Origin of the sequence: Hydrogenophaga intermedia (genome assembly GCF_000723405.1) — a bacterium.
Taxonomy (GTDB): Bacteria; Pseudomonadota; Gammaproteobacteria; order Burkholderiales; family Burkholderiaceae_C; genus Hydrogenophaga; species Hydrogenophaga intermedia.
Map to the genome: position 1 here is coordinate 23,467 of NZ_CCAE010000044.1, position 13,316 is coordinate 36,782.

Here is a 13,316-nt window from a genome sequence, read left to right on the forward strand (position 1 = left end):
CTTTCCTACAATCCCGGGGTTTGTCCACAGAACCCGGGATTGCCGACATGACCGCCTTCATCCGCTTCGCCGACCTTTGCGCCCAGGGCCGCGTCAAGGGCCAGCGCGTCTTCATCCGCGCCGACCTCAACGTGCCGCAGGATGAGCAGGGCCGCATCACCGAAGACACGCGCGTGCGCGCCAGCGTGCCCGCCATCCGCCTCGCGCTCGACGCGGGCGCGGCGGTGATGGTCACTTCGCACCTGGGCCGCCCCACCGAGGGCCAGTTCAAGCCCGAGGACTCGCTGCAGCCCGTGGCCGTGCGCCTGGCCGAACTCCTGGGCCAGCCCGTGCGCCTGATCACCGACTGGGTCGATGGCGATTTCTCGGTGTCGCCCGGCGAGGTGGTGCTGCTGGAGAACTGCCGCCTCAATGTCGGCGAGAAGAAGAACAACCCCGAACTCGCGAAGAAGCTCGGCGCCCTGTGCGACATCTTCGTGCACGACGCCTTCGGCACCGCGCACCGCGCCGAGGGCACCACCTACGGCATCGCCGAGACCGCGCCCGTGGCCTGCGCCGGCCCGTTGCTGGCGGCCGAGATGGACGCCATCGCCAAGGCCCTGGCGAACCCCAAGCGCCCGCTGGTGGCCATCGTGGCCGGCAGCAAGGTCAGCACCAAGCTCACCATCCTGCAGAGCCTGGCCAGCAAGGTCGATCAGCTCATCGTGGGTGGCGGCATCGCCAACACCTTCATGCTGGCCGCCGGCCTGCCGATCGGCAAGAGCCTGGCCGAGCCCGACCTGCTGGGCGACGCCAAGGCCGTCATCGAGGCCATGAAGGCGCGCGGCGCTGGCGTGCCTATTCCCACCGACGTGGTGGTGGCCAAGCGCTTCGCTGCTGACGCCGACGCCACGGTGAAGAAGGCCAGCGACGTGGCCGAGGACGACCTGATCCTCGACATCGGCCCCGAGACCGCCGCGACGCTGGCCGCGCAGCTCAAGCAGGCCGGCACCATCGTGTGGAACGGGCCCGTGGGCGTGTTCGAGTTCGCGGCCTTCGAAGGCGGCACCAGGGCCATCGCGCAGGCCATCGCCGACAGCGCGGGCTTTTCCATCGCGGGCGGTGGCGACACGCTCGCGGCCATCGCCAAGTACGGCATCGAGAAGGACGTGGGCTACATCTCCACCGGTGGTGGGGCGTTTCTCGAAGTGCTGGAAGGCAAGACGCTGCCCGCTTTCGAGGTGCTGGCCCGCAGGGCTCAGGCCTGAGGGTCCGGGCGCGTGGGAATGCGCGCCACGACCCACACGCCGATCACCGCCGCCACCAGCACCACGCCCAGCAGCACGGGCCGATCGCGCAGACCCCAGGCTGATAGCGACACCATCACCAGCATGGTGACCTGAGCGAAGCGCTTCGTGCGCTTGCGCAAGCTGCGGTGCTCTTCCCAATCGCGCACCATCGGGCCGAAGAAGCGGTGCCCGCGCAACCAGCCGTGCAAGCGCGGCGAGGCTTTGGCGTAGCAGGCCGCCGCCAGCAGCACGAAGGGCGTGGTGGGCAGGCCTGGCAGCACCACACCCAGGATGCCCAGGCCCAGCGACACGGTGCCGGCCAGCCAGAGCAGCCAGCGCACAGCGCGCGGGGTTTCTTCAGGAGAGGGCATGCGCCGGCATGATAGCCAGCGCCGGCGGATCAGGCGGCGGCGCCGATCGTGAGCGACACGCTGCCCACGCCTTCCACCCGGCCTTCGAGTTGGTCCCCGCTGACCACCGCGCCAACGCCCTCGGGCGTGCCGGTGTAAATCAGATCACCCGCCTGCAGGTGGTAGAAGCGCGAGAGGTCTTCAATGATCTCGCGGATGTTCCAGATCAGCTTGTCCACGTCGGACTTCTGCTTCGTTGCGCCATTCACCGTGAGCTCCACCGCGCCGCGCTCGATCACCGTGAACGGCATCGGCACGATCTCGCTGCACACCGAGCCCTGCTCGATGTCCTTGCCCAGGTCCCAGGGGCGGCCCTTGTCGCGTGCCACCAGTTGCAGGTCGCGCCGCGTCATGTCCAGGCCGGCGGCGTAGCCGTAGATGAGCTCATGCGCATCGGCCGCGGCCACGCGAAAGCCCGCGCGGCCAATCGCCACCACCAGCTCCATCTCGAAGTGGTAGTTGTTCGTCTCGCTGGGGTAGGGCACGGTGCTGCCCGAAGGCGTGAGCGTGCCGATCGACTTGGTGAAGTAGAACGGCCGCTCGACCGACTTGTCCACGGGTTTGCCCATCTCCACCGCGTGCGCGTGGTAGTTGCGGCCCACGAAGAACAGGCGGTTGACGGGGAAGAGCTCGCTCTTGCCCTGAATGGGCAGGGCTGCGACGGCGGGCGGGTTGAAAAGGTACTGCGGCATGGTCGGTCCGGGGCTCAGGGCATGGCGGGTTGGTTGTCGGGGCGCACCTCGTAGACGCCGAGCTTGCGGTGCAGCGGCGACTCGTCGGCGACGAAGAGGAAGGCGGGTTCGCTGGCCGAGGCGTTCACCAGCCTGGTGGGCGTGTAGCCCGGGATGCAGCAGGTGTCGGCTTCTTTCAGGTCGAAATCGTGACCAGCAACGCTCACGCGCGCGCGGCCTTCGATGGCGTGGTACACGCAGGCCGGCGAGCGCGCGGGCAGTTGCAGGGTCTGGCCCGGGCGCAGCATGAGCGCATGAAAACCCAGCACGTTCTCGGCGTCCTCGCCGGTCTCGGGGTTGGTGTAGGTCAACTGCACGTGGTCCACGTCGGGCCGGTCGGCGTCGATGGACTGCAGCGCGGCCTTGGCGTCGGCCCAGGCATAGCGCAGCATGGGGTAGCGTTTGCCGCTGCGGCCGAACACCGGCGTGGGCAGAAGGCCCGCGCGGCTGTACGCGCGGTCGCCGCGGCCGGGAAGGGTTTCCTGACGACCGCCATTGAGGTGGTAGCTCACCTCCAGGTAATACATGAGCGGCAGGTCCAGCACGTCGAGCCAGATCACGGGCTGGTCGCCATCGTGGCCGTGTTCGTGCCAGCGGCCGGTGGGCGTGAGGATCAGATCGCCGCGGCTCATGGGGCACTTCTCGCCGTCCACCGTGGTCCAGGCGCCTTCGCCTTCCACCACCATGCGCACCGCGTTGGGTGTGTGGCGGTGGCTGGGCGCCCACTCGCCGGGCAGCAGCAACTGCATGCCCAGGTACAGCGCGGCGCTGGCCTGCATCTTCTCCAGCGTGTGGCCGGGGTTGGCCAGCACCAGCACGCGGCGCTCGGCCTTCTCGATCGGCGTGAGCTCGCCGGCCTTCAGCAGCAGCGGCTTGATGTCCGCGTAGGCCCAGTGCGTGGGCTTCGTCTGGCGCGTGGGAATCTGTGGTGGCAGCACGCCGCGCAGGCTGGGCCACAGCGGCACCAGGTTGCGCTCGCGCAGCGCGGCCACGTAGTCGGCGGGCAGGTCTTCCAGGCGGCCGAGGTCGTTCATGCTTGCCTCCTAATTGATAAGCATACTGATCATAAGCATTCTCATCTTAAGTGTCCTGATAGCATGCTGTCCACTTCCTCCCGTCGCCCATCCATGAAACGTTCCGAGCCGTCCGGGGTCAGCATCGACGATCAGCCGGGTTATTACATCCGGCGCTTGCACCAGATCTCGGTGGGCATCTTCCTGCAAGAGTTGTCGGAACTGGGCGTGACGCCGGTGCAATACGCGGCGCTGCAGACCGTGGCCAACCAGCCGGGCATCGATCAGCGCACGCTGGCGCGCACCGTTGCGCTGGACGCTTCCACCACGGGGGGCGTGGTGGACCGCCTGGAGCAGCGCGGCGTGCTGGAACGCCGCGCGGCGCCCACCGACCGGCGCGTGCGCCAGTTGTGGCTCACGGCCGCGGGGGAACAACTGCTGGCCGACGCGGTGCCGGCCATGCTGCAGGCGCAGCAGCAGATCCTGGCTCCGCTGACCGAGCGTCAGCGCGCCGAGTTCATGCGCCTGATGCGCATCGTGGTGGACGAGAACAACGCGCTCAGCCGCGCGCCGAGCGAAGCGGTGAAGTGAGCCGAACGCGCGGGGCTCAGCCCCGCACGTGTTCCACCACCGCCTGCACCACGTCGTCGTCGCGCAGCAGGCGCGTGTGGCCCAGGCCGCTGGTCTCCAGCAGGCGCGCGCCGGCAATCGCGTCGCGAAATGCCTCGGCGTCGGCGAAGCGGTTGATGCGGTCCTCGCGGTCGTGAACGATCAGCGTGGGCTGCGCCACGCGCGGCCCCACCGCGGCGGGCTCGAACTGGCGCATCAGGATGCCCTCGCGCGCCTCCACCCGCTGCTGCAGCCGCGCGCGCGTCTCTTCGCTCAGGCCGAAGACCATGGCGAACAGCCGCGTGTAGGCGTAGGGCGAGGCCGGCGGCGCCAGCAGCGCCAGACGCGGCACGGCCAGGCCGCGCGCGGCCGCGTAGGCCAGCGCGTTGGCCGCCAGCGAATGCGCTACCACCGCCCGCACCTCGTGGCCCTGCTGCTGCAGGCGCGCGGTGAGGTACTCGATGGCGCGCGCGAACTGCGGCAGGTTGCTGGTGCTGCCCTCGCTGCGGCCGTGCGCCGGCAGGTCCACCAGCACGGGGCGCAGGCCCTGTGCGATGAGGGCCTTCGCCAGTGGCAGCATCTGCTGGGCGTAGCCGCCCCAACCGTGCAGCAACAGCACCACCGGCCCGTGTGGGCCGGGCGGCGACTGGTAAAGCGTGAGGCTGGCGTCCTCGAAGGGCAGACGGGTGAGGTTCCAGCGGGCCAGGTCCGGCTGGCGCCGGTGCAGCCACTTGGACGGCAGCGGCGTGCCGAACACGCGGTACGCGCCGCGCACGGCCAGGGCCGGCCACACGCGCTCGGACAGCCCGAGCGCCCAGCGCAGCCAGCGCGTGCCGGGGTTGGCCTGGTAATAGGCCGAAGCGGTTTGCAACGAGGTGCTGTTCATCGCGGATCTCCTGAAATCGCACGACTGTGCGAAATATGGTCACACAAAAAGGAACGGCGGTGGCGCTGTTCCTCAGCTTTCGTAGGTCTTGAGCAGGCGCGCCCAGGTGGCCTGGGCACGTTCGGTGGCGCGGGGGTCGCGCAGGAAGCGCACGTCGTGGACCAGCCCGATCGCCAGGCTGCAGATCTCGCCGACCAGTTGCTCGGGGTCGGTGTCGGCCTTGAGATGGCCCGCCTCGACGGCCTGCAGCACGGTGCGGCGCAGGGCGGCACGCCAGCGCGTCACCTCGCCGAGCAGCAGGTCGCGCAGTTCACCTTCGCGGTCGTCGAGTTCGAAGGCGCCCGAGGTGTAGAGGCAGCCGGTGTGCGCCTCCACGTCGCGCAGGCGGATCAGCCAGCGCCGCACGATCTCGCTCAGCCGCGGCAGGCCCTTGGGCGCCTGCATGGCCGGCACGAACACGTCGGCCAGGAAGCGGCGGCCGAACTCTTCGATGACCGCCTTCTGCAGGGCCTCGCGCGAACCCACGCGCGAGAACACGCCGCTCTTGGACAGGCCGATGCGGTCGGCCACCGCCTGCAGGCTGATGGCCTCCAGCCCCTCAGCCGAGGCGAGGTCGAGCGCGGCGCCGATGATGGCGGCGCGCGTCATTTCGCTTTTCTGGGTCCGGGCGTCCATGGCGGCGCAATTTAGCACGAATGTGCGAAATGCCAAATCCCTTTGCCGTCCGGCTCAATTCTTGGCCGATGAATGGCCGCTGGCTATGATCCGCGCGATCCGCGCCGCAGGCCCCATGGACACACCCCTTCCGCCGCTCAAGCCCGAGTTCCTGGCCATGCTGGTCAAGGGGGTGTCGCTCATGCTGAGCAGCTGCGACCACGCACTCAACCCCAGCGTAATGCGCGCCGTCGGCAGCCGCATCGACGATGGCGGGCGCCGCATCACCGCCTACCTCGGGCGCTCACAGTCGCGCCAGTTGCTGGCCGACATCGCCGCCACTGGCCGGCTCGCCGCCGTCTTCAGCCAGCCCAGCACCCACCTCACGCTGCAGCTCAAGAGCCGGCGCGTGAGCATTCGCGAGGCGCGCGCCGACGACCAGCCTTTCATGGACCGCTACCGGCGCTCCATGGAGCAGGAGATTTCCACCGTCGGCTTCGCACCCGTCTACGCGCAGGCCCTGCTGGCGCATGACCCGGGTGAGCTCGTGGCGGTGGAATTCGAGCCCGACGAGGCCTACGACCAGACCCCCGGCCAACGAGCGGGCAGCCCGCTGCAGGCCCAGTGAGCGTCCGATGAATGCGCCCGAGGCCTTCACCATCGCGCAGCGCGCCACCATGGCCGAGTTGCGGCCCTGCCTGGAAGGCGTCATTCCGGCCGTGATGGCCACCGTGGCCGCCGACGGCACACCCAACGTGGCCTACCTCTCGCAGGTGCACCACGTGGACGAGCACCACGTCGCGCTGTCGTTCCAGTTCTTCAACCGCACCCGGCAGAACCTGCTGGCGCATCCGCGCTCCACGGTGCTGGTGACCAACCCGGTGGACCTGCACTTCTACCGCTTGCACCTGAAGTACCTGCGCACCGAAACCGACGGGCCGGTGTTCGAGCGCATGAAGGCGCAGCTCGCGGGAATCGCTTCGCACGAACGGCTGGAGGCGGTGTTTCTGCTGCGCGGTGCCGACATTCATCAGGTGCTGGCCATCGAACGCGTGGCGCCCGCCAGCGCGCCGCCGCTGCCCGCGCCGCAGGTGCGTCCCGAGCCGCTGGCGGTGCTGCGGCGCGCCAGCCAGCGGCTGGCCCGTTCGCGCACGCTGGACGCGCTGCTCGAGGCCGCGCTGGACGGTCTGCAGCATGACCTGGACATGCCGCAGGCCATGGTGCTGATTGCCGATGGCGCGGCGGGGCGCCTCTACACCGTGGCCAGCCGCGGCTACGCCACGTCGGGCGTGGGCTCGGAAATCGCGCTCGGCCATGGCGTCATCGGCGTGGCCGCGCGCGAAGGGACCACCGTGCGCATCAACCACATGACCAGCGCCACGCTCTACAACCAGGCCCTGGCCGACAGCCTGGGCCCGCGCGACGCCGGTGCCGAGATCCCATACCCCGGCCTGAGGCGGCCCGGCAGCCAACTGGCCACCCCCCTGGTGTCGGCCGGACGCGTGCTGGGCGTGCTGTTCGTGGAAAGCGAACAGGAGATGCGCCTGACCCACGAAGACGAGGACCTGCTCGTCACCCTGGCGGGGCAGCTCGCGGCGGGCATCGACCTGATGCACGAGTCCGAAGAGCCTTGCGGCGAGGACGGGACCGCAGCCGACGCCGACGCGGCGGGCGCGGCGGCCGCGCCGCTGCTGCGCGTGCGCCGCTACCGGCGCGACGACAGCATCTTCGTGAACAACGCCTACCTTATCAAGGGCGTGGCCGGCGCCATCCTGTGGAAGCTGCTCAACGACCACCGCGCCGGCCGCAGCGAGTTCACCAACCGCGAGCTGAGGCTCGACAACAGCCTGGGCCTGCCCGACGTGAGCGACAACCTGGAGGCGCGCCTGCTGCTGCTGCACCGCCGCCTGGGCGAGCAGTGCCCGGCGCTGCGCCTGCAGAAGACCGGGCGTGGCTGCTTCCGCTTCGACGCGCTGGCGCCGGTGGAGCTGGCCGAAAGCCCCTGAGTGCCCGGCCGCCAGCGGCTGTCGGCCGGCGGTGTCAGGCGCTGACCAGGCCGGGCACCGGCGGGAGGTTCATGCCACGCGCCAGCTTCGCCCAGTCGCGCGCGTTCAGATAGGCGCGCGCCAGGTCCAGGATCGCCGCCACCGCCGGGGCGGGGGCCTTGGCCTGCAGGTCGTTCACGAGCAGGCAGCGCTCCTCGGCGTTCATCGCGGGCAGCATCCAGCGCACCGTGGTCATCATTTCCTCGGGCGGGATACTGGCGACGAGTTCGTCGTGAATGGCCAGCAGCTCGAAGTCGTTGTAGGTGGTCCAGAGGGCGGCGTTGTGGCGCGTCTCTTCCGCGTGCATGTGCTGCAGGTTGTCGGCCACGAACAGGGCCAGCGCCAGATAGAGCGCGTGCAGGGCGCCGGCGCGCTCGCCGGCCGGCACGCTGGCCAGCCCGCGCGCCGCATCGGCCAGGTGGGCGGTGTGGCGCAGGTGGTCCTCGTGGTCCTCGGCCACCGCGTCGCACACGCCCGGGCAACGGGCGCGCAGCGCGGGGTGGATGAAGCGGTTCTCGTGCTCGACGTGGCGCTCGGCCATCTCCATCAGCTCGACCACGCGGTCGCAGGCGTCGTGCACCTCGGCCTCGTCGGCGGGGTCGGCGCGGCCGACGGCGGCCAGGGTGTCGGTCATCACGGCGCGCAGCGCCTTGTGGATGCCGGCGTACATGTTGAAGCGGCCATCGCCGGTGCGGGCGGCGGCGGCGATGGCGGTGAACTCGATCGGGTGCGATTGCATGGTGGGTCCTTGGGCGCCGGTAACGCCCGGCGACTGGGCGGTGGCGGCGGCGCCCCATGCGCCGCTCATCCATGCCGGGAAGTCTCGCGAAGGCCCCGTCTTCGCGCCGCTAAATGACGCTTAAGTGCTTCCTAAAAGGACCTTAAGCCTCCCCCAGGCGGAGGAGAAAGGCCTCAATCCGGTCCGCGGAGGCGGCCTCGCGCCTGCTTCACTTGCGATCGCTGGGCCTTGCCCTCCAGCCGCCGCTCGCGCGAGGCGCGCGTGGGCTGGGTGGCGCGGCGTTCCTTGGGCGGCACGGCCACCGCGTCCACCATGGCTTGCAGGCGGGCCAGCGCCTCGGCCTTGTTCTGCTCCAGGCTTCGGCTGCCCTGGGCCTTGATGACGATCACGCCCTCTTGCGTCAGGCGCGTGTCGCTGAGCGCCAGCAGCCGCGCCTTCACCGCCTCGGGCAGAGAGGAACCGCGCACCGCGAAGCGCAAGTGCACCGCGTTGCTCACCTTGTTCACGTTCTGCCCGCCCGCGCCCTGGGCGCGGATGGCGGTGAAGTCCACCTCGGCGGGGTCGATTGTCGGGCGCTCGGGCATGGCGGCAGTCTAGGGCCTGCACGCCCGAGCGGGCCCGGCGCACGGCTCAGTAGCGTTCCTTCACGCCCGTGAACATGGCCTTGACCAGGCGCGTGCGCTCCAGGCGGCCCATCACCAGGGCTGCGGCCGCGTGCAGCCCCGCGAGGACGACCAGGCCATCGGCGAGCGCCTCGTGCAGATCCTGCAAGGCCTCGTTGCCCCAGAAGCGGTCAGTACCCTGAAGCCAGCCCGTGAGCCCGAGCAGCAGCACCAGCCCCATGAGCGTGAGCATCATCAAGGCACCCAGGGGGTTGTGGCCTGGCGTGGCGGTTCGCGACTCGCCGCGCCGCCAGGCCAGCAGGTGGGCGCGCAGGCGCGCCGGTGTGGGCCAGAAGTCGGCAAAGCGCGCGTGGCGCGTGCCGATGAAGCCCCAGACCACCCGAAGCAGCACCAGCGTGACCGCGGCGTACCCCGCCCATTCGTGGGGCGCTTCGCCTTCTTCCAGCACCCACAGGTTGAGCACGACCAAGCCCACCAGCGACCAGTGAAAAACGCGAACAAACGGGTCCCACACCCTTTCGCTGGCGGGTGCGTGCCTCATTCGGATTTCACCGGTTTGCCCGAGACCGGGTCGAAATAGATCTCCACCTTCTTGCCAGCCTTGTCGTGGCCGTAGATCTCGTAGCAATTGCCCTTGGTGACCTTGAAGACCTTGATCTGGTAGCCCTGCGCCTGCGATTCCTTCCTGAATTCGGCCTCCGGCTTCCAGCCGTTCCGGTCGGGTGCGCAGGTGGGGCCTGCAAGGGCGGTGCCTGCCAGGGTCAAGCCCAGGACGGTGACAGCGATGGCGTGGGATTTCATCTGGGAACACTCCGGTGACGCCCGCACATGCGGGCCGCGCCATTGAAAGGGGGGTGTCTGAAATGCACCTTAAATGCGCACGGCCCCGCGCGCGCCGGGGTTGAAGGCCCGCTGGGATAATTCCGCCCCATGAAAGCGAAGCAGCGTGTGGTGGTGGGCTTGAGCGGGGGCGTGGACTCCGCGGTGAGTGCGTACCTGCTCAAGCAGCAGGGGCACGAGGTCGTCGGCATCTTCATGAAGAACTGGGAAGACGACGATGACAGCGAGTACTGCAGCAGTCGCCAGGACTGGCTGGACGCCGCCAGCGTGGCTGACGTGCTGGGCATCGACATCGAGCACGTGAACTTCGCCGCCGAGTACAAGGACCGCGTGTTCGCCGAGTTCCTGCGCGAGTACCAGGCCGGGCGCACGCCCAACCCCGACATCCTCTGCAACGCCGAGATCAAGTTCAAGGCCTTTCTCGACCATGCCATGCGCCTGGGCGCCGAGAAAATCGCCACCGGCCACTATGCGAGGGTTCGCGAGCGCGCCGGCCGCCATGAACTGCTCAAGGGCCTGGACCCGCTGAAGGACCAGAGCTACTTCCTGCACCGCCTCACCCAGGCCCAGCTGGCCAAGACCATGTTTCCCGTGGGCGAGCTGCCCAAGACCGAGGTGCGACGCATCGCCGCCGAGATCGGCCTGCCCAACGCCAAGAAGAAGGACAGCACGGGCATCTGCTTCATCGGCGAACGCCCCTTCCGCGAGTTCCTCAACCGCTACATCGCCAGCGCGCCCGGCCCCATCAAGGACGAGCGCGGCCGCACCATCGGCGAGCACGTGGGCCTGAGCTTCTACACCCTGGGCCAGCGCCAGGGCCTGGGCATCGGCGGCGTGCGGGCCAAGGGCGCGCAGAAGGGCGGCAGCGAGCATGAGCCCTGGTTCGTCGCGCGCAAGGACATCGCCCGCAACACCCTGTGGGCCGTGCAGGGGCACGACCACCCCTGGCTGCTGTCGCCGCGCCTGCGCGCGCACGACGCGAGCTGGGTGGCCGGCGAGCCGCCGCGCGCCGGCGCGCTGGCTGCCAAGACACGTTATCGCCAGGCCGACGCCCCTTGCGCCATCGAGCCGCTGGGCGACGACGGCTTCGTGCTGCGCTTCGAGCAGGCTCAGTGGGCGGTCACTCCAGGCCAGAGCGCGGTGCTCTATGACGGCGAGGTCTGCCTGGGCGGTGGCGTGATCGTTACCGAGGCGGCCTCGGGCGACGAAGCCTACGCGCCGCCCGCCGCGCTGACGGCTTGAAGCGGCCCCGGCGGTGACACCCCTACCCCCTGGGGATCTACTGCCATCGCAGTATTGAGGCCGCCGCCCGACCCACAAATACTGCCCCTCACTCGGTTGGCCCGCGGACCTCGCGGGCCGCGCGTATCGCGGGGTGTCGATGCACGGTGGGGCGCCTGTCGGTCAGGGGTGGCAGTGGGTCATGGCTTGTGCGGGGCCGTGGCTGACGGCGCTGCCCTGCGCCGCTTCGCCGGTCGCGTCCCGGCACGACCCGTGGACCGATGGCCTGAACGGCGCCTACTTCGGCCTGCTGGCCGGGCTGATCCTCCACAACGCGCTTCAGTACCTCAGGCTCCGCGATCGAGCCCATCTCCACTACGTGGGCTTGGCCAGCGCGCTGGTGGCCTGGCAGTTGGGCCTTCTGGCGCCGCTCCCGTGGCCCGGCGGCGTGTTGTTGTCACACCATCTGGTCAACCTGTCGCTGGCACTGGGATGTGGGCTGTCGCTGCCTTTCGCGCGCAGCTTCCTCCAGCCCGCCGCGCATGGACCGTGGCTGGACCGCGCGTCGCGCGCGCTCACCTGGTGCTGGGCCGCCGTGTTCCTGTCGGGCCTGTTTCCCCCGATGTCGCCGGGCCAGCGGCTGGTGCCCTGGCTGGTGGCCGCCACCGCGCTGACGTTGACCGCCCTGGTGGTCGACGGCCTGCGCGAGCGCCGCCCGGCCGTCTGGCCGTTCACCGTGGCCTGGGCCTGCCTCTGGGCCGGCGCGCTGCTCCACGGGGTCCATGGCATGGGCTGGCTGCCGGGGCACCCGCTGGTGGCCCACGCACTCGCGATCGGTGCCGCGTGGCAGATGGTGCTGTTGTCCTTCGCGCTGGCCGACCGCTTTCGCGTTGAGCGGCAGGCCACCGAACGCGAGCGCTCGGAGCGCCAGCGCACAGAAATCGAGCGCGACATGGCGCGCCGCGCCATCGCCGAGAAATCGCGCTTCCTCGCCGCGGTCAGCCACGACATGCGCCAGCCGCTGTACGCCATCACGCTGGCGGCCGAATCGCTGGACCGCCAGCGCCCGCTGCGCAACCCGGGGCCCATGCTTGAGCAGATGAAGGCTGGTCTGGAGACGGCCGATCGCCTGCTGGACGCCGTGATGACCGTGGCCCGGCTCGAGATGGGGGCGCTGCAGCCGCGCCGCGAGACCTTCTCGCTCGAATCCCTGCTCGAGCAGGTGGACGCCAGGTTCGGCCCCCAGGCGCGAGCCAAAGGCCTGCGCTGGTCGGTCACGCCCTGCCTGGTCTCGGTCACCACCGACGCGCCGCTGCTGCAGCGCATCGTCTTCAACCTCGTGAACAACGCCGTGACCTACACCGGGTCGGGCGGTGTTCTGGTCTCTTGCCGCGTGCGGCGCGCGGGTGTGCTGCTGCAGGTGTGGGACACGGGCGGTGGCTTGCCGCCGGAGCCCGAGGCGCAGGTGTTCGAGCGGCATTTCCGCGGGGAGCCCGGCACCGAAACGGACAGCGGCGTCGGCCTTGGCCTGGTGATCGTGAAAGAAGCGGCCACGCTGCTCGGGCACGAACTCACGGTGCGCTCGCGCCAGGGGCACGGCACCTGTTTCTCGTTGTGGTTGCCCGAGCCGCGGCGCTCAGCCGGTGAACACGCTGGCGTGGGTGTGCAGCACGTCCAGCGGCAGGCGGCGCCCGGCCAGGTGGTCCTCGATGCACTGCAGCACCAGGGGGCTGCGGTGCCGCCCCGCTGAGGCGCGCACCTCCTCGGGCGTGAGCCAGCAGACGCGCACGATGCCCTGGTCGAGCGTGCGCCCGGCGATCGCCTCGCCCACGCGCCCGCTGATGGCGAAGCGCAGGTAGGTGATGGACTCTCCCGCGCGTTCAAAGCGGGCCAGGTAGGCCCCCACGAGCGCCTCGGGGCTGAAGTGGTGCGCGGTCTCTTCCAGCGTTTCGCGCACGGCGGCCTGCACCAGGCTCTCGCCCGGCTCCAGGTGCCCGGCCGGGTTGTTCAGGCGCAAGCCCTCGGGCGTGTGCTCCTCGATCAGAAGGTATCGGCCATCGCGCTCGGCGAGGGTGGCCACGGTGACGCTCGGTGCCCAGCGGGAATTCATGGGCGGCGATTATGGTGGGCGCCCCCGTGGCTGCGGGGGCTTTCGGGTTAAGCTCGCCCGCTGATTTCAGACCCGAGCGCGAGGAGACACCCATGCTCATAGGCGTACCCGCCGAAACACTGGCGGGCGAGACCCGTGTGGCCGTCACGCCCGAGACGGCGAAGAAG

16 protein-coding genes are annotated in these 13,316 nt (G+C 69.9%); 6 read left to right on the forward strand and 10 right to left on the reverse strand.

The window, feature by feature from the left end; translation table 11 throughout:
- Window positions 1-47 precede the first annotated feature (47 nt).
- Window positions 48-1,247: a phosphoglycerate kinase gene (locus tag BN948_RS19560; protein WP_009515936.1), complete on the forward strand. Its 1,200-nt coding sequence runs from the start codon at window positions 48-50 to the stop codon at window positions 1,245-1,247.
- Here BN948_RS19560 and BN948_RS19565 read toward each other — a convergent pair.
- Genes BN948_RS19565 through BN948_RS19575 form a run of 3 tightly spaced genes read right to left on the reverse strand, consistent with a single transcriptional unit; the run spans window position 1,238 to window position 3,443 of the window.
- A complete protein-coding gene (locus BN948_RS19565) occupies window positions 1,238-1,639 on the reverse strand; it encodes a YbaN family protein (RefSeq protein WP_009515935.1) in 402 nt (133 codons plus the stop codon). The genes BN948_RS19560 and BN948_RS19565 overlap by 10 nt on opposite strands.
- Before the next feature lie 29 nt (window positions 1,640-1,668).
- Window positions 1,669-2,370 carry a fumarylacetoacetate hydrolase family protein gene (locus BN948_RS19570; protein ID WP_009515934.1) on the reverse strand — a complete coding sequence of 234 codons (702 nt, stop codon included), beginning with the start codon at window positions 2,368-2,370 and terminating at the stop codon, window positions 1,669-1,671.
- Window positions 2,371-2,384: 14 nt separating this feature from the next.
- The gene (locus tag BN948_RS19575) at window positions 2,385-3,443 is read right to left on the reverse strand and encodes a cupin domain-containing protein (RefSeq protein ID WP_009515933.1); all 1,059 of its coding nucleotides are present in this window, start codon (window positions 3,441-3,443) and stop codon (window positions 2,385-2,387) included.
- Window positions 3,444-3,536: 93 nt separating this feature from the next.
- Here BN948_RS19575 and BN948_RS19580 point away from each other — a divergent pair, with 93 nt between their 5' ends.
- Entirely contained in the window at window positions 3,537-4,013 is a 477-nt protein-coding gene (locus tag BN948_RS19580) for a MarR family winged helix-turn-helix transcriptional regulator (protein ID WP_009515932.1), read from the forward strand.
- Between the two features lie 16 nt (window positions 4,014-4,029).
- Here BN948_RS19580 and BN948_RS19585 read toward each other — a convergent pair whose 3' ends face one another.
- Window positions 4,030-4,917 carry an alpha/beta fold hydrolase gene (locus tag BN948_RS19585; protein WP_009515930.1) on the reverse strand — a complete coding sequence of 296 codons (888 nt, stop codon included), beginning with the start codon at window positions 4,915-4,917 and terminating at the stop codon, window positions 4,030-4,032.
- A 72-nt stretch (window positions 4,918-4,989) separates the two neighbouring features.
- Entirely contained in the window at window positions 4,990-5,592 is a 603-nt protein-coding gene (locus BN948_RS19590) for a TetR/AcrR family transcriptional regulator (protein WP_009515928.1), read from the reverse strand.
- Window positions 5,593-5,707: 115 nt separating this feature from the next.
- On the opposite strand from BN948_RS19590, the gene BN948_RS19595 reads away from it, so the two are divergent.
- Window positions 5,708-6,199 (forward strand): hypothetical protein, encoded by a 492-nt coding sequence (locus BN948_RS19595; RefSeq protein ID WP_035623309.1) that lies wholly within the window; start codon window positions 5,708-5,710, stop codon window positions 6,197-6,199.
- 7 nt (window positions 6,200-6,206) lie between these two features.
- Window positions 6,207-7,577 (forward strand): GAF domain-containing protein, encoded by a 1,371-nt coding sequence (locus tag BN948_RS19600; protein WP_009515924.1) that lies wholly within the window; start codon window positions 6,207-6,209, stop codon window positions 7,575-7,577.
- Between the two features lie 34 nt (window positions 7,578-7,611).
- Here BN948_RS19600 and BN948_RS19605 read toward each other — a convergent pair whose 3' ends face one another.
- The 4 genes from BN948_RS19605 to BN948_RS19620 all read right to left on the reverse strand — a co-directional run bounded on the left by BN948_RS19605 (window position 7,612) and on the right by BN948_RS19620 (window position 9,779).
- On the reverse strand, window positions 7,612-8,355 hold the full coding sequence (locus BN948_RS19605) for a hemerythrin domain-containing protein (RefSeq protein ID WP_035623288.1): 744 nt from the start codon (window positions 8,353-8,355) through the stop codon (window positions 7,612-7,614).
- 173 nt (window positions 8,356-8,528) lie between these two features.
- On the reverse strand, window positions 8,529-8,939 hold the full coding sequence (arfB, locus tag BN948_RS19610; protein ID WP_009515922.1) for an alternative ribosome rescue aminoacyl-tRNA hydrolase ArfB: 411 nt from the start codon (window positions 8,937-8,939) through the stop codon (window positions 8,529-8,531).
- A gap of 46 nt (window positions 8,940-8,985) precedes the next feature.
- Window positions 8,986-9,519, reverse strand: a complete 534-nt coding sequence (locus BN948_RS19615) for a cytochrome b/b6 domain-containing protein (RefSeq protein WP_009515921.1) — start codon at window positions 9,517-9,519, stop codon at window positions 8,986-8,988.
- A complete protein-coding gene (locus tag BN948_RS19620) occupies window positions 9,516-9,779 on the reverse strand; it encodes a PepSY domain-containing protein (protein WP_009515920.1) in 264 nt (87 codons plus the stop codon). The genes BN948_RS19615 and BN948_RS19620 overlap by 4 nt, the downstream gene beginning before the upstream one ends.
- Window positions 9,780-9,908: 129 nt before the next feature.
- Between BN948_RS19620 and mnmA the strand changes: the two genes are divergently transcribed.
- Both mnmA and BN948_RS25815 read left to right on the forward strand, forming a co-directional pair.
- Window positions 9,909-11,060: a tRNA 2-thiouridine(34) synthase MnmA gene (mnmA, locus tag BN948_RS19625; protein ID WP_009515918.1), complete on the forward strand. Its 1,152-nt coding sequence runs from the start codon at window positions 9,909-9,911 to the stop codon at window positions 11,058-11,060.
- A 181-nt stretch (window positions 11,061-11,241) separates the two neighbouring features.
- A complete protein-coding gene (locus BN948_RS25815; RefSeq protein WP_009515916.1) occupies window positions 11,242-12,789 on the forward strand; it encodes a sensor histidine kinase in 1,548 nt (515 codons plus the stop codon).
- Here the strand turns inward: BN948_RS25815 and BN948_RS26280 are convergent.
- Complete coding sequence (locus BN948_RS26280) at window positions 12,676-13,149, reverse strand: NUDIX hydrolase (protein ID WP_009515914.1); 474 nt, start codon at window positions 13,147-13,149, stop codon at window positions 12,676-12,678. The genes BN948_RS25815 and BN948_RS26280 overlap by 114 nt on opposite strands.
- Between the last annotated feature and the right edge of the window lie 167 nt (window positions 13,150-13,316).

Excerpts from the sequence above, each read along its gene's own strand:
- BN948_RS19590 (WP_009515928.1), bottom strand. The coding sequence starts at position 5,592 with ATGGACGCCCGGACCCAGAAAAGCGAAATGACGCGCGCCGCCATCATC.
- BN948_RS19570 (WP_009515934.1), bottom strand. The coding sequence starts at position 2,370 with ATGCCGCAGTACCTTTTCAACCCGCCCGCCGTCGCAGCCCTGCCCATT.
- BN948_RS19575 (WP_009515933.1), bottom strand. The coding sequence starts at position 3,443 with ATGAACGACCTCGGCCGCCTGGAAGACCTGCCCGCCGACTACGTGGCC.
- BN948_RS19605 (WP_035623288.1), bottom strand. The coding sequence starts at position 8,355 with ATGCAATCGCACCCGATCGAGTTCACCGCCATCGCCGCCGCCGCCCGC.
- arfB (WP_009515922.1), bottom strand. The coding sequence starts at position 8,939 with ATGCCCGAGCGCCCGACAATCGACCCCGCCGAGGTGGACTTCACCGCC.
- BN948_RS25815 (WP_009515916.1), top strand. The coding sequence starts at position 11,242 with ATGGCTTGTGCGGGGCCGTGGCTGACGGCGCTGCCCTGCGCCGCTTCG.
- BN948_RS26280 (WP_009515914.1), bottom strand. The coding sequence starts at position 13,149 with ATGAATTCCCGCTGGGCACCGAGCGTCACCGTGGCCACCCTCGCCGAG.
- BN948_RS19600 (WP_009515924.1), top strand. The coding sequence starts at position 6,207 with ATGAATGCGCCCGAGGCCTTCACCATCGCGCAGCGCGCCACCATGGCC.
- BN948_RS19615 (WP_009515921.1), bottom strand. The coding sequence starts at position 9,519 with ATGAGGCACGCACCCGCCAGCGAAAGGGTGTGGGACCCGTTTGTTCGC.
- BN948_RS19565 (WP_009515935.1), bottom strand. The coding sequence starts at position 1,639 with ATGCCCTCTCCTGAAGAAACCCCGCGCGCTGTGCGCTGGCTGCTCTGG.
- BN948_RS19595 (WP_035623309.1), top strand. The coding sequence starts at position 5,708 with ATGGACACACCCCTTCCGCCGCTCAAGCCCGAGTTCCTGGCCATGCTG.
- BN948_RS19580 (WP_009515932.1), top strand. The coding sequence starts at position 3,537 with ATGAAACGTTCCGAGCCGTCCGGGGTCAGCATCGACGATCAGCCGGGT.
- BN948_RS19585 (WP_009515930.1), bottom strand. The coding sequence starts at position 4,917 with ATGAACAGCACCTCGTTGCAAACCGCTTCGGCCTATTACCAGGCCAAC.
- mnmA (WP_009515918.1), top strand. The coding sequence starts at position 9,909 with ATGAAAGCGAAGCAGCGTGTGGTGGTGGGCTTGAGCGGGGGCGTGGAC.
- BN948_RS19620 (WP_009515920.1), bottom strand. The coding sequence starts at position 9,779 with ATGAAATCCCACGCCATCGCTGTCACCGTCCTGGGCTTGACCCTGGCA.
- BN948_RS19560 (WP_009515936.1), top strand. The coding sequence starts at position 48 with ATGACCGCCTTCATCCGCTTCGCCGACCTTTGCGCCCAGGGCCGCGTC.